9 protein-coding genes are annotated in these 14,261 nt (G+C 65.6%); all 9 read left to right on the top strand.

Annotated elements, in window-relative coordinates:
* Window positions 1–5: 5 nt before the first annotated feature.
* Genes tssK through LOY50_RS28285 form a run of 9 tightly spaced genes read left to right on the top strand, consistent with a single transcriptional unit; the run spans window position 6 to window position 14,260 of the window.
* Entirely contained in the window at window positions 6–1,340 is a 1,335-nt protein-coding gene (tssK, locus tag LOY50_RS28325; RefSeq protein WP_253470427.1) for a type VI secretion system baseplate subunit TssK, read from the top strand.
* 6 nt (window positions 1,341–1,346) lie between these two features.
* The gene (locus LOY50_RS28320) at window positions 1,347–2,657 is read left to right on the top strand and encodes a DotU family type VI secretion system protein (RefSeq protein ID WP_253470425.1); all 1,311 of its coding nucleotides are present in this window, start codon (window positions 1,347–1,349) and stop codon (window positions 2,655–2,657) included.
* Window positions 2,654–6,154, top strand: coding sequence for a type VI secretion system membrane subunit TssM (gene tssM, locus LOY50_RS28315; protein WP_258689921.1), 3,501 nt, complete (start codon window positions 2,654–2,656; stop codon window positions 6,152–6,154). The genes LOY50_RS28320 and tssM overlap by 4 nt, the downstream gene beginning before the upstream one ends.
* The gene (gene tagF / locus LOY50_RS28310) at window positions 6,151–6,804 is read left to right on the top strand and encodes a type VI secretion system-associated protein TagF (RefSeq protein WP_003206910.1); all 654 of its coding nucleotides are present in this window, start codon (window positions 6,151–6,153) and stop codon (window positions 6,802–6,804) included. Before tssM ends, tagF begins: the two co-directional genes overlap by 4 nt.
* A complete protein-coding gene (locus LOY50_RS28305) occupies window positions 6,805–7,536 on the top strand; it encodes a PP2C family serine/threonine-protein phosphatase (RefSeq protein ID WP_053190086.1) in 732 nt (243 codons plus the stop codon).
* Window positions 7,533–10,628, top strand: coding sequence for a serine/threonine-protein kinase (locus LOY50_RS28300; protein ID WP_309475805.1), 3,096 nt, complete (start codon window positions 7,533–7,535; stop codon window positions 10,626–10,628). The genes LOY50_RS28305 and LOY50_RS28300 overlap by 4 nt, the downstream gene beginning before the upstream one ends.
* Window positions 10,628–11,344: an ABC transporter ATP-binding protein gene (locus tag LOY50_RS28295; protein WP_258691280.1), complete on the top strand. Its 717-nt coding sequence runs from the start codon at window positions 10,628–10,630 to the stop codon at window positions 11,342–11,344. The genes LOY50_RS28300 and LOY50_RS28295 overlap by 1 nt, the downstream gene beginning before the upstream one ends.
* Window positions 11,344–12,540: an ABC transporter permease gene (locus LOY50_RS28290; RefSeq protein WP_253470419.1), complete on the top strand. Its 1,197-nt coding sequence runs from the start codon at window positions 11,344–11,346 to the stop codon at window positions 12,538–12,540. Before LOY50_RS28295 ends, LOY50_RS28290 begins: the two co-directional genes overlap by 1 nt.
* Window positions 12,533–14,260, top strand: a complete 1,728-nt coding sequence (locus LOY50_RS28285; protein WP_253470417.1) for an SUMF1/EgtB/PvdO family nonheme iron enzyme — start codon at window positions 12,533–12,535, stop codon at window positions 14,258–14,260. The genes LOY50_RS28290 and LOY50_RS28285 overlap by 8 nt, the downstream gene beginning before the upstream one ends.
* Window position 14,261: the final 1 nt, after the last annotated feature.

Below are 14,261 nucleotides of genomic sequence, written 5' to 3'. Positions count from 1 at the left end.
CCCCCATGTCCTGGAACAATCGCGTGGTCTGGTCGGAAGGCATGTTCATTGGAACGCAGCACTTCCAACAGCATGACCGTTACCTGGAAAACCTCATCGACGCACGCAGCCGCCCGTTGTCGGCCGGCGCCTGGGGTTTTTCCGAATTGCTGATCGACCAGGGCCTGCTGGCCCAGGGCAAGCTGGCGATCATCTCGGCGCGCGGCCTGTTGCCAGACGGTACGCCCTTCAACATTCCCCAGGACGACCTGGCGCCGATCCCATTGAACGTCGACGACAACCTGCGCGATGGCCTGGTGTACCTGGCCCTGCCGCTCAAGCGCGCCGGCGCCCGGGACACCGTGGACGAAGGTGAAGACCTCGGCGCTGCGCGTTATGTGAGCCAGGTGTGCGAAGTGCGCGACGACAACGCACCGTTCGAAAACCGCGCACCGGTGGCCCTCGGCTCGCGGGCGCTGCGGTTGTTGACCGAACAGGATGGCATCGGCGACTACGCCGCCATCGGCGTGGTGCGCATCAAAGAAAAACGCGCCGACCGTGCGTTGGTGCTCGACGATGCCTACATCCCGCCGCTGCTGGATGTGATCGCCTCCAAGCCGCTGGCGGCGTTCCGCAGTGAACTGCTGGGCCTGCTGCATCAACGCGGCGAAGCCCTGGCCGGGCGGGTGGTGGCGTCCGGCGCCGGTGGCGCCTCGGAAATTGCCGATTTCATGCTGTTGCAACTGGTCAACCGCGCCCAGCCGCTGATCCAGCACCTGAGCCAGTTGAGCCCGCTGCATCCCGAGCGTCTCTACAGCGAGCTGGTGAGCCTGGCCGGGGAGTTCTCCACGTTCACCGCGTCCGGGCGACGACCGCAGCAATACCCGCCTTACCAGCACGATGACCTGGCGCTCAGCTACGCGCCCGTGATGCAGGCCCTGCGCGAAGCCCTGTCGATGCTGATCGACAGCAAGGCGACACCGATTCCGATTGTCGAGAAAGCCTACGGCATCCACGTGGCGATGCTGGCCGACAAGACCCTGCTCGACAGCGCCAGCTTCATCCTGGTGGTGCGCGCCGACGTGCCGGCCGAGACCCTGCGCGGCCGCTTCGGCCAGCAGAGCAAGGTCGGTTCGGTGGAGCACATCCGCGACCTGGTCAACCTGCAACTGCCGGGCATCGGCCTGCTGCCGTTGCCGGTGGCGCCACGGCAGCTGCCGTACCACGCCGGCTCCACTTACTACGAGCTCGACCGGGGCAGCGATCACTGGCAGCAGTTGAGCAACTCCGGCGGCTTTGCGTTCCACATCGCCGGCCAGTTCCCAGGGCTGAACCTGGCCTTCTGGGCGATCCGAGGATAAACCGCGATGAGTAACGACGATCGTACCCAGTTCATGCCGACGCCCGGTGGCCGTGGTGGAGATCCCTTCCGCCCGGACGCTGGTCGGCCACAGCCGACGCCTGCGCCTGCACCGTTGGCGATGCCGGCCGCGCCGGTGCTGACCGGCAAGGCCGAGGGCCTCAACCCGCTGGAAAGCGCCGCCGGCCCGCTGCTGGCGCTGCTGACGCGCCTGCGCAACACCATTGCCCATCCGGCGCCGGCCAGTCTGCGCGCACAACTGCTGGCCTATCTGCGCCAGTTCGAAGAGCGTGCCGAGGCCGCCGGCGTGGTGCGCAACGATGTGTTGCTGGCCCGCTACGCCTTGTGCACCGCGCTGGACGAAGCGGTGTTGAGCACACCGTGGGGCGGTACCAGCGATTGGGGCAAGCAAAGCCTGTTGATCACCGTGCATAACGAAGCCTGGGGCGGCGAGAAGGTGTTCCAGTTGCTGGAGCATTGCCTGCAAAGCCCGCGCGAGCGCCTGTACCTGCTGGAGCTTTTGTACCTGTGCATGTGCCTGGGTTTCGAAGGGCGCTACCGGGTGATGAACGACGGTCGCAGCCAGCTGGAAGCGTTGCGTGAGCGCACCGCCGCCGTCATCCGCAGCGCCCGTGGCGACTACGAGCGCGAGCTGTCGCCGCACTGGCGTGGTGTCACTGTGGCCCGTGATCGGCTGGCGCAATTCATGCCGCCATGGATCGCCGTGGCCATCGGTGCAGCCCTGTTGCTGGCGCTGCTGTTCGGCCTGCGCATGAAACTGGCGTCCGATGCCGAGCCGGTGTTCAAGAACATTCATTTCCTCGGTGAAATCCCGGTGCAAACCATCGACCGCCCTGTGGTGCAGCCGAAAGTGATCGAGCGCCCACGCCTGGCCGGCTTCCTCGCCGATGAAATCCGTGCCAACCGGATTGCTGTGGAAGACGCCGTCGACCGTTCGGTGGTGACCATCCGTGGCGACGAACTGTTCGCCTCGGGCAGCGCCAGCATCAAGGACGATTTCCAGCCGCTGATGCTGCGCATCGCCGAGGCGGTGCGCAAGGTCAAGGGACAGGTCCTGGTCACCGGGCACAGCGACAATCGCCCGATCGCTACCCTCCGGTTCCCGTCCAACTGGGCGTTGTCTGAAGCGCGGGCGCAATCGGTGCTGCAAATTCTCTCGGCCAAGACTGGCCAGCCCGAGCGCTTCAGCGCCGAAGGCCGCAGCGATACCGAGCCGTTGGCATCCAACGCCACCACAGAGGGGCGTGCGCGCAATCGTCGGGTTGAAATCACAGTATTGGCGGAGGGGGTCGAGTGAAGGCGTTTTTCAGTTTCATGACCCGCTGGGTCATTCCATTGCTGGGGCTGATCGCCCTGAGTCTGATCATCTGGTTCGTTGGCCCGCTGCTCGATTGGCTGGTGCCCGAAGGCCGCCGCTGGGCCTTGATCATCCTGGTGTTCGCGGTATGGATCGCCTACCGGGTGTTCCGCATCATCCAGGCGCGCCGTCAGGCCGCCGAAGTGATGCGCAGCCTGGCCGCGCAAACCCCACCGGACCCGACCAGCATCGCCACCGCCGAAGAGCTCGAAACCTTGCGCCAGCGCATGGACGAAGCCTTGGCCCTGCTCAAGAAAGCCAAGCTGGGCGGTGACGAGCGCCGCAACCTCTACGAGCTGCCGTGGTACGTGATCATCGGCCCACCGGGTTCGGGCAAGACCACCGCGCTGGTCAACTCCGGGCTGCATTTCCCGCTGGCCGCGCAACTGGGCGCCGGTGCGGTACGCGGTGTCGGCGGTACACGCAATTGCGATTGGTGGTTCACCGACCAGGCTGTCCTGCTCGACACCGCCGGCCGCTACACCACCCAGGACAGCGACGCGACCATCGACAAGGCCGCCTGGCTGGGCTTCCTGGGCCTGTTGAAAAAACAACGGGCCCGGCGCCCGATTGACGGGGCGTTCATCGCCATCAGCTTGTCCGACCTGCTGCTGGGCAGCGACGCCGAGCGCGCCGCCCACGCCGCCGCCATCCGGTTGCGGATCCAGGAGCTCTACACCCAACTGGGTGTGCGCTTCCCGATCTACCTGATGCTGACCAAGCTCGACCTCGTGCCGGGGTTCATGGAGTATTTCGATACCCTGAGCAAGGAAGAACGCGCCCAGGTCTGGGGCATGACCTTTGCCCTGGACGATGGCAAGAGCAGCGACAGCCCGCTGGCGCACCTGCAAAGCGAATTCACCGGCCTTGAGCAGCGCCTCAACGACCGCTTGGTGGAACGCCTGCAACAAGAGCGCGACCCGGCGCGGCGCGATCTGATCTACGGCTTTCCGCAGCAGTTCGGCGCCTTGAAAGATTGCCTGCAAAGCTTCCTCGAAGGCGTGTTCAAACCCAACGCCTTCGAAGAGCGCGTGTTGCTGCGCGGCGTGTATTTCACCAGCGGCACCCAGGAAGGCAGCCCGATCGATCGCCTGATCGGCTCCATGGCCCAGAGCATGAACCTGGACCGTCAGCACCTGGCGCGCCAGACCGGCACCGGGCGCAGCTACTTCATCGAAAAACTCTTCACCGCCGTGGCCTTCGCCGAGCGCGGGCTGGTGGGCGTCGATCCGAAAGTCGAGCGGCGGCGCAAGTGGATCGCCCGCGGCGTATTGGCCTCCACCGTGGTGCTGGTGTTGGTGGTCAGCACATTGTGGTGGGTCAGCTACCGCGCCAACCAGGCCTACATCGCCCAGGTCGACCAGAAGGTCGCGCCGTTGGGGCAAACCGTGCAGAACCTCAGCCCGGCGCAACGCGACGTCCTCGCCGTGTTGCCGTTGCTCAACGCCGTGAAACACCTGGCTGGTGACGCACCGAGCTGGGCCGAAGGCCTGGGCCTGTACCAGGGCGACATGCTCGAAGCCGAGTCTGGCAGCGTCTATCGCAAGCTGCTGATCGCGGTGTTCGCGCCACGCTTGCTGACGCGCATCGAAGAGCAACTGCACAGCGGCGGCAATTCGGATTTCCTCTACGAAGGCCTGAAGGCCTACCTGATGCTCGCCGACACCGAGCATTACGATGCCGACTTCATCAAGGCCTGGATCGCCCTGGATTGGGACCGCAGCTTGCCGCGGGATTTGCCGGCCGAGCAGCGCCAGGCCCTGACCGCGCATTTGCAGGCGCTGTTCGAACGGCGTCCGCCCCTCGCGCGCCTCGACCCACGCCTGGTCGAAGACCTGCGCCGCCAGTTGCAGCAATTGCCGGTGGCCCAGCGGGTCTATGACCGGATCAAGCGCCAGAAGCTGCCCGAAGGCATCCCGGACTTCCGTATCAACGAAGCCGCCGGGCGTGACGCGGCGCTGGTGTTCAGCCGCAAGAGCGGCAAGCCATTGGGCGAGCCGCTGAGCGGGTTCTTCACCGTCAAGGGCTATCGCCAGGGCTTCCTGCTCACCAGCCTGAGCCAGACCGGCACCCTGGCCGAAGAGCAATGGGTGCTGGGCTCTGAGCAGGCCGATCAGCAGAACGTCGCCAGCCTGGCCGCCGATGTGCGTCGCCTGTACTTCCAGGACTACCTGCGCCAATGGGACGCCTTGCTGGCCGACATCGACTTTGTGCCGATCACCAGCGTGGCCCAGGCCGCCGATGTACTGCGGGTGATTTCCGGGCCGACCTCGCCGTTGAAAAAACTGCTGGTGGCGGTGGCGAAGGAAACCGACCTGCAACAGGATGAACGCCTGCTGGCCGCCCAAGGTGCGCCGGTAGAAGGCGGTGTGGACAAGCTCAAGGAACGCCTGGGCAGCTTGCTCGGCCAGGAGCAGGCGACGCAAAACGCACCGGCGCAAAGCGATGACCCGATCACCGCGCACTTCGCCGAGCTCAACAGCATCGTCAGCAAAAGCGAAGGCGAGCCGGCGGCCATCGATGGCTTGCTGGCGGACATGAACGCTTTGTACGTGCAGGTCAGCGCCATGGTCGGTGCCAGCGGCGACGCCTTGCTCGGCGAAGCCAAGAACCAGGCCACGGCCGCCGCTACGCGCGTCAGCCTCAACGCCGAACGCCAGCCGCCGCTGGTGCAGGGCCTGGTCAAGTCGGTGGTCAACTCCACCACCAACAGCATGATGGGCGGGGTGCGCAACCAACTGAACGCCGCCTGGACCAGCGAAGTGGTGAACATCTATCGCCAGTCCCTGGCCGGACGCTATCCGATGTCGCCAGGCAGTGCGCGGGACGCGACCCTGGATGACTTCGGCCAGTTCTTCGGCGTCGGCGGAGTGATGGACAACTACTTCCGCAAGTACCTGCAACCCTACGTCGACACCTCGACCCCGACCTGGCGCTGGCAGCCGGGCGCGGCGCAGAAGCTCGGCATCGCCCCTGGCGTGCTGCAGACCTTCCAGCGCGCGGCGACCATCCGCGATGCGTTCTTCCGTTCCGGTGGCACGCAGCCGATGGTGCGTTTCGAGCTCAAACCGGTGGCGATGGACTCGACCATCACCCAGTTCCTGCTCGACCTCGACGGCCAACAGTTGAGCTACGACCACGGCCCAAGCCGCCCGACCGCCATGCAGTGGCCGAACCCGGGCAGCATCGGCGTGGTGCGGATCTCGATCATGCCGCCGTCGTCCAGCGGTCGCTCCGGCATCACCCTGGACGGGCCGTGGGCCTGGTTCCGGCTGCTGGAACAATCGGACCTGACCGCCGGCAACTCGCCGGATCGCTTCAACCTGCGGCTGCGGGTCGATGGCGCCAGCGCCTCTTATGAGCTGCGGGCCAACAGCGCCTTCAACCCATTCAAGAGCCGGGTGCTCAGCGGCTTCAGCCTGCCGGAGCGGCTATGAGTACACCGGGCTTCTATGGAAAGTTGGCCAGCCGCGGCGATTTCGTCAGCCGTGGCTTGCCCCAGAGTTTTATCGGCCCGTGGGATTCGTGGTTGGCGGCGGGTTTGCTCGCCAGCCAGACCAGCCTCGGCGAGCGCTGGCTGGATGCCTATCTGGTCAGCCCGCTATGGCGCTTCATGGTCGCGCCGGGCGTTTGTGGCCCGGACGCCGCGGTCGGGGTGGTGATGCCGAGCATTGATCGGGTCGGCCGTTATTTCCCGCTGACTGTCGCGATGTTGCTGGAGCCCGACGCGGACCCGGCGTCGGTGGTGGGCGGTGCGGACGAGTGGTTTGAGCGAGTCGAGAACCTGTTGCTGAGCACACTGAGTGTGGAGGCCAGTTTCGAGGCGTTCAACGAACAGCTGGAGACCCTGGGCAGCCCGATGTACCTGCCGCGCACGCCGAGCAGCCGCTTTGCCAGCCTGCATCGCTTCGATGCCACCGACCCGCAGCGGCGCATGAGCGCCCTCGCCGAGGCGGCCTGCGAAGGCGCAAGCCTGTGGTGGGGCCAGGGATCGGAACGCATTGCCCCGGGTTTGATGCGCTGCCAGGGATTGCCGGCGGCGGCTGATTTTGCGCAATTTTTGCTCGGCCAAGAAGGTGTTGTGTAGATGCGTCCAAGTGCCGGAAAAGCAATCAAGTCTGCAAGCAAGAGCCATGTCGGGATGGTCCGCCAGGTCAACGAAGACGCCTGCCTGGACCTGCCGGAAAACGGCCTCTGGGTGGTGGCCGACGGCATGGGCGGGCACGCGGCGGGCGACTACGTCAGCAGCCTGATCGTCGACAGCCTGCGCGGCATTGCCGTGGGGCGTTCGCTGGACGAATACGTCGCGGCGCTGCAAAGCGACCTGCTGCGGGTCAACGCCGCCGTGCGCGAGGAAACCGCCAACCGTGGCGTGACGATGATGGGCAGCACCGTGGTGGTATTGGTCGCCCGCGACCTGCGCGGCATGTGCCTGTGGGCCGGTGACAGTCGTTTGTACCGCTTGCGCGACGGCGTGCTCGAAGGCATCTCCCGGGACCACAGCTACGTCCAGGATCTGCAGGACAGCGGCCTGCTCAGCGAAGCCGAGGCGCGGGTGCATCCACGGGCCAACATTGTCACCCGGGCCATTGGCGTCGAGGGGCAACTGAACCTGGCGCTGACCGAGCTGCTGCTGGTGCCCGGCGACAGTTACCTGTTGTGCAGCGACGGGCTGACCAAGACCGTCGAGGACGATGAAATCCGCGAAGTGCTGAGCCACGACGAGCCCGGCGAAATCGCCAGCAGCCTGGTGTCCCTGGGCCTGATGCGCGGCGCGCCGGACAACATCACCGTGGTGGTCGTGAAGGTGCCGTCATGAGCTTGACCCTGAACATTGTCATCCCCGGCTACGACATCGAAGGGCCGATCGGCGAAGGCGCGATGGCCAGCGTGTACCTGGCGACCCAGCGTTCGCTGGAACGCAAGGTAGCGTTGAAAGTGATGGCCGCAGCCCTGGCCGCCGACCCGACCTTCTGCGAGCGTTTCCTGCGCGAAGGCAAGACCCTGGCGCGCCTGTCGCACCCGCACACCGTCACCATCCATGACATCGGCAACGTCGGTGAGCTGTATTACATGGCGATGGAGTACCTGCCCAACGGCACACTCAAGGAACGCATTGCCGCGGGCCTGACGCCGGAGCAGGGCCTGACCTACATCCGCCAGATCGCCTCGGCCCTGGGTTATGCCCACGGGCTGGGCCTGGTCCACCGTGACGTCAAGCCGGCCAACATCCTGTTCCGCGCCGATGGCACGGCGGTGCTTTCGGACTTCGGCATCGCCAAGTCCCTGGACGACCGCACCCAGTTCACCCAGGCCGGCTTTGCCGTCGGCACGCCCAGCTACATGAGCCCGGAACAGGCCCGTGGCCAAGACATCGACGGCCGCGCCGACCTGTACGCCCTGGGCGTGGTGCTCTACGAAATCCTTGTCGGCAAACTGCCGTATACCGGCAACGACGCACTGTCCACGGCCCTGGCGCACCTGACCGAACCGTTGCCGGAATTGCCGGTGCACCACGGTCGTTACCAGGACGTGTTGCGCAAGCTGCTGGCGAAGGATCCGGCGGAGCGTTTCCCGGATGCGGCGGCGTTGCTGCGGGCGTTGGATAACCTGCCTGAGGAATCGGCGGAAGCAACGCTGATCCGGCCGTTGTCGTTGCAACTGCCGGAGACGCCGAAACCGGTGGATGACTTGGCGGGTTTGACGCCCATGTCCATCGACATTCCCAGCGGCCCGGCTTACTCGCCACCACCACAATCGCAGCCCAAGCCCGTTGTGCCGCCGATAAAACCGACGGTTCAATCCTCGGTGTCGGAGCAACGCAAGGGGCCGGTGTTCGCCCTGGCTGCCGTTGCGGTCGCCGTGGCGCTGGCGTTGGGTGGCGCGGGTTATTGGTGGTTGTCCGGTGATGACGGCAAAGACGTGAAGACGCCAGTGGCCGCGACCACCTCGGTCAAGCCTGCGGAAGTGAAGCCGCCGAAGACCCCCGAAGTGCCAGCGGTCAAGCCGCCCGTTGCCCCGCCGGCTCAGCCGCCCGTGGCGACCGAAGCCGACGGCGGCCAGCGTCCGCTGTTGATGGCCGGCAAGAAAACCCTGTTCCAGCGCGTGCTCAGCAAACCGGGGGCGAAGCTCGCCGATGCGCCGGGCGCCGCACCGGGCAAGGCACTGCCGGCGTTTTCCGTGCTGTACGTGTACCAGCGCAAGGACGTCGACGGCGGTTCGTGGGTGCGGGTCGGTGCGGCCACTGACGGGCGCAGCGACGGCTGGTTGCCCGCCGCCCAGGTCAGCGACTGGAAGCAAAGCCTGGTGCTCAAGTTCACCGAACGTTCCGGCCGTGCGCCGGTGATGTTCCTGCGTCAGGCCGGTGAAGTGGAAAAGCTCTTGGCTAACCCTTCGGCCGCCAAGAACGTGTTGCTCAAGGCCCAGCAGAGCCCGCAGGAGGACCAGCAAGTGCTGGCCCTGGAGCCGGCCGCCAGCGCGGTGCCGCAGAGCCAGTTCTACCTGTTGCCGATCTTCGATTCCCGCGAAAGCCTGGATGAAAACGGCCAGCCGGTGCAGTTGCTGAACGTGGCGTCCATCGACCCGGGTAACACCCCCAAGGCGTCGAGCAACACACCGATCACCACCGCCAACGCCGATGCGTTCCGCACGGCTGTGGTGCTGGTGGTGGACACTACCGTGTCGATGCAGCCCTACATCGACCAGGTCCGCGACGTGGTCCACGAACTGCAAACCCGCATCGCCGAGCGCGGCGAGTTGGACAGCGTCAGCTTCGGCATGGTGGGTTTCCGCAGCAGCATCAAGAAAACCCCGGGCCTGGAATACGTCGCCAAGACCTTGATCACCCTGGAGCAGGGCCGCGACCCGCAACGCTTCATGGAGCTGGCGCGGCAGGTCAAGGCATCGACGGTGTCGAGCCATTCGTTCAACGAAGATGCGTTTGCCGGGGTCATGGAAGCCGTCGAAGGCATGGACTGGTCCGGTTACGGCGGGCGTTTGATCCTGTTGGTCACCGACGCTGGGGCCCTGCGCAAGAACGATCCATTTGCCGCCACGCAAATGAACGAGGCCGAAGTGCGCCAGGCCGCACTGGGCAAGCAGATCAAGATCTACGCCTTGCACCTGCTCAGCGACGCCGGCAAGAAAACCCACGCCGGCGCCCAGAGCCAGTACCGCACCCTGACCGCCGACGCCAACCCGCAGATCGGCGACCTGTACATTCCGGTGCCGGGCGCCGACGTGCGCAAGTTTGGTGAGCGCGTCGACGAGATCGGTTCGGTGTTCGCCGACCTGGTGCATCAGGTGCGCAGCAACAAGGCGCAAAGCGTGCCGCTGTTGAGCGCCGCGCCGAGCCTGGCCGACAAGTCGGCCGCGGTCGGCTACGCGATGCACATGGACTTTTTGGGGCGTAAATCCGCCAGCCAGGCGCCGCAACTGGTCAGCGCCTGGACCGCCGACCGCGACCTAACCAACCCGGCACTGCCGGCGTTCCAGGTCTGCGTGATGCTGACCAAGCTGCAACTCAACGACCTGCAACAATCGCTGAAGCTGATCGTCGACGCGGCCCGCAAGACCCAGAGTTCGCCCAAGGACTTCTTCCAGGAAATCGCCAGCGCCAGTGCCTACATGAGCCGCGACCCGTCGGCCCTGCGCAAGGGCGGCAACCTGGCCGACGGCGGGATTCTCGGCGAGTACCTCGAAGGGCTGCCGTACCGCAGCAAGTCGCTGAACATGACCCAGGATCTGTGGCTGTCCTTGAGCGTGGCCGAGCAGGAAGACTTCATCGACGAGCTGGATTCGAAAATCCGTCTCTACGAAACCTTCCACAACGACCTCGCCAACTGGGTGCGCTTCGGCGATGCCGAGCCGGGTGACGCCTTGTACCGCGTTCCATTGTCGACGCTGCCGTGATGCTGACCCTGAACGCCGTGCATAAAAGCCGGGGCGCCGGCAGCCAGCGCTACAGCCTGGTGATTCCACGCCTGCATTTGCGCGGCGGTGAACAACTGGCGGTGGTCGGCCCCAGCGGCTGCGGCAAGAGCACCTTGCTGGACCTGCTGGCGCTGGTGCTGGCGCCGGATCAGGCCGGGCAGTTCGACTTCACGCCGGCCAACACGCCGCTGGACATCGCCAAATTGTGGCGTGCGTCGCAACAGGGCACCTTGGCCGAGCTGCGCAGTCGTTACCTGGGTTATGTTCTGCAAACCGGCGGCCTATTGGCCTTCCTGGACGTGCGCGGCAACATCGCGTTGTCGCGCAAATTGCTGGGCTTGAAGGATGACGCAAGCGTGACGCGCCTGGCTGGGCAGTTGGACATTGCCGATCAACTGGACAAGAAACCGGCGGACTTGTCTGTCGGCCAACGTCAGCGGGTCAGCTGTGCCCGGGCGTTGGCCCATGGGCCGCGTTTGCTGCTGGCCGATGAACCGACCGCCGCCCTCGACCCGCTGAACGCCGAGCGCGTCATGCAGTTGCTGGTGGCCCAGGCGCGTGAGCACGGCGTGTGCTGTGTGGTCGCGACCCACGACGAGGCGCTGGCCCGCGCCAGCGGCTTGCAGGTGCGGCGCATCAGTTGCCGTCGCGATGTCGACGGCGGTGTCACCGCCACCCTCGGGGAGGCTTGCTGATGCGCGGCGCACTGGTGGCTTCCCTGGCCTGGCAGGATTACCGCAACGATGCCTGGCTGTCGGCTTGCTCGGTGTTGGCGCTGGTGGCCGTGGTGGCGCCGTTGCTGGTGCTGTTCGGCCTGAAGTTCGGCCTGGTCAGCAGCCTCACCGAACGCTTGCAGAACGACCCGGCCACCCGGGAAATCATCCCCTTGGGCGGCGGGCGCTTCAGTGCCGAGTTCGTCGAACAATTGAGCCAGCGCAGCGACGTGGCCTTTGCTTTGCCGCGCACCCGGCAGATCGCCGCCACGGCGGATTTGAGCGGCGATGCGTCGGTCGTCACGGTCGAGATGATTCCCACCGCGGCCAGCGATCCCTTGTTCGATCATTTGCCGGTGCCGCAAGGCCTGGATCAAGTGGTGCTCAGCCAGACCGCCGCTGAAAAGCTCGGCGCCAGGGCCGGCGATTGGTTGCAGGCCAGTTTCGGTCGGCAGGTGGCCGGTCGCAGCGAGGCGCAGCGCACGCGCGTGCAGGTGCTGCACGTGTTGCCATTGGAAGCCTTCGCCCGCGACGGCCTGTTTGCCCCGCTGGCGTTGCTGGAGGCGGCGGAGGATTACCGCGATGGCCGTGCCGTGCCCGCGTTCGGCTGGCCGGGCGATGCGGTGGGCGTGGCCGGGCAACGGGTCTACCCGGCGTTTCGTTTGTATGCCCGCAGCCTCGGCGATGTCGAGCCGCTGCGCCAGTATTTCGCTGGGCAAAACCTGTTGGTATCGACCCAGGCCCAGACCATCGCACAAGTGCAATCGCTGAGCCGCAATCTGTCGATCGTGTTCTGGATCATCGCCGGGTTGGCCTTGGCCGGGGCGTTCGCGGCGATCTTTGCTGGTGCCCTGGCAGCAGTCGAGCGTAAGCGCCGGGAGCTGTCGGTGTTGCGCCTGCTGGGGGTTTCCACCGCGGCGCTGTTGTTGTTCGTGGTGTTGCAGGCGCTCTACAGCGCCACACTTGCGGCCCTGCTCAGTGCCGGCCTGTATGGCCTGGCGCAGTCGGGCCTGAATTATTTATTTGCACAGATGCCCGGTGAATACGCCAGTCATCTGTTGGTGCGTCACTACACCTTGGCCCTGGTGGCCGTGCTCGGCGTCAGCGCCGTCGCGGCGGCGTGTGGTGGCTGGCGGGTGGCGCGCATCCAGGCGTGTGAAGGAATTCGCGATGTATAAGTTATTGGGCGCCGCCGTGGCGCTGAGCCTCGCCGGTTTGGTCTGGGCTGATGAAGGCACGGACAAGCTGGACAACCCCAAGCCGTTGCCCGACGACGTCAGCCTGCCGCTGCCGTGCGAAGGCCAGATGGTGTTTCGCTACGTCTACATCCTCGCCCAGGGCACCCTGGACGACCGCGAGATCAGCCTCGGTTACCCGTTCAGCGAAGACGAGGCGGGCTATCAACAGTCGTTCATTTCCGGCTACCGGCGCGACTTCATCAACGGCCAGTTCACCCTCAAGGATCTGCCCGGGGATTGGAACAAGACCATCACGCCGTTGATGCCCAAGACCGACGCCAAGACGCCGCTCAAGCCGATGCTGTACTTCATCGGCAAGTACGAGGTCACGGCCCGGCAATACGCCCAGGTCATGGCCCAGGCGCAATCGCTGGCCAGCGGCGAAGCGGCGCCGGCCTGCGAAACCTTGCAAGCCGATTTGCCCCAAGGCGTGGCGGGGCGGTTGCCCAAGGTGAAACTGTCGAGGTTCGAGGCCGAGCGCTTCTCGGCGGTGTACAGCGCCTGGCTGATGAAATACCACAAGGACCTGCTGCCGGTGAGCGGTCGCGGGACTTCCGCCGAAGACGGCGGGCTGGGTTTTGTGCGCTTGCCGACGGAAGTCGAGTGGGAATTCGCCGCCCGTGGCGGGCAGGCCGTGAGTCGCCAGGACCTGGAAGGGCGCCTGTTTCCGCGGCGCCTGGAAGGCAGTGAAAGCGACGGGCCGCTGGCCGATTGGGCGGTGTTCAACCAGGTCGCCGGTGGCACAGGCCAGGCGGCGCGGCTGATGCCCATTGGCACCAAGTTGCCGAACCCGATTGGCCTGTTCGACGTGGTCGGCAACGCCGCCGAGATGGTCCAGGAATCCTTCCAATTGGTGCACGCCGGTCGCCGTCAGGGCGCCTATGGCGGCTTCGTGGTCAAGGGCGGCAACTACCTGGAAGGCGAGGGCACGCTGTTCACCGGCATGCGCCGCGAATACCCGTTGTTCGCCGCCGACGGCACCGAGCAAAGCAACGAAACCACCGGCTTTCGCGTGGCCGTCGGTGCGTTGTCGGCGCCGCGTTCGCGCTACAAGGAATTGTTTGTCCAATGGCAGAAAGAAGGTCGGCTCGCGTCGCTGACCGACGCCATCGACGATGCCGATGACCCGACCAAGCGCCTGGACAGCATCATCGCCGCCAGCGTCGACCCGCGCCTGCAAGCCGAACTGGGCCTGGTCAACGAAGAGCTCAAGCGCAACGTCTCGCTCATCGCCCAGCAGCGTGAAGAAGCGGCGGGCAACCTGATTCAGTCGTCGGCCTTGGTGGCCGAGACCGTCAACAACTACAACATTCGCCTGACCAATCTGCAGAACAGTCGGCAAGCCGCCCTGGACGCCAAGGATGAGGCCAGCGCCACGCTGTTCGCCACGGCCATCGATAACGGTCGCAGCGCGCTCGATGGCGCGGTGGCGATTTATATCGACAACCTGGCGACCGGCACGCGCTACACCGATGCCGTGATCCAGGCGCAGTTTCAACGCATCAAGGAAGAGTTGGAGCGCAAGCCGGTATTGGGCAAGAGCCTGGTGGCGCGCGCAACGTTATTCGTTCGTCATGTCGGGGATTATCGTCAGCAAAAACGAGCCGACCCGGCGGCGATATTGAAGGAATTGCTCGCATCGAACGCTCAGCGGTCTTGAG

It is taken from the genome of Pseudomonas sp. B21-010, assembly GCF_024749325.1.
Lineage (GTDB): Bacteria > Pseudomonadota > Gammaproteobacteria > Pseudomonadales > Pseudomonadaceae > Aquipseudomonas > Aquipseudomonas kilonensis.
Note: the sequence above shows the minus strand (reverse complement) of the source record. Positions and strands in the feature narration are given on the sequence as shown.

What these genes read in the sequence shown, in the direction of transcription:
- tssK (WP_253470427.1), top strand. Translation starts at nt 6, where the DNA reads ATGTCCTGGAACAATCGCGTGGTCTGGTCGGAAGGCATGTTCATTGGA.
- LOY50_RS28320 (WP_253470425.1), top strand. Translation starts at nt 1,347, where the DNA reads ATGAGTAACGACGATCGTACCCAGTTCATGCCGACGCCCGGTGGCCGT.
- tagF (WP_003206910.1), top strand. Translation starts at nt 6,151, where the DNA reads ATGAGTACACCGGGCTTCTATGGAAAGTTGGCCAGCCGCGGCGATTTC.
- LOY50_RS28305 (WP_053190086.1), top strand. Translation starts at nt 6,805, where the DNA reads ATGCGTCCAAGTGCCGGAAAAGCAATCAAGTCTGCAAGCAAGAGCCAT.
- LOY50_RS28300 (WP_309475805.1), top strand. Translation starts at nt 7,533, where the DNA reads ATGAGCTTGACCCTGAACATTGTCATCCCCGGCTACGACATCGAAGGG.
- LOY50_RS28295 (WP_258691280.1), top strand. Translation starts at nt 10,628, where the DNA reads ATGCTGACCCTGAACGCCGTGCATAAAAGCCGGGGCGCCGGCAGCCAG.
- LOY50_RS28290 (WP_253470419.1), top strand. Translation starts at nt 11,344, where the DNA reads ATGCGCGGCGCACTGGTGGCTTCCCTGGCCTGGCAGGATTACCGCAAC.
- LOY50_RS28285 (WP_253470417.1), top strand. Translation starts at nt 12,533, where the DNA reads ATGTATAAGTTATTGGGCGCCGCCGTGGCGCTGAGCCTCGCCGGTTTG.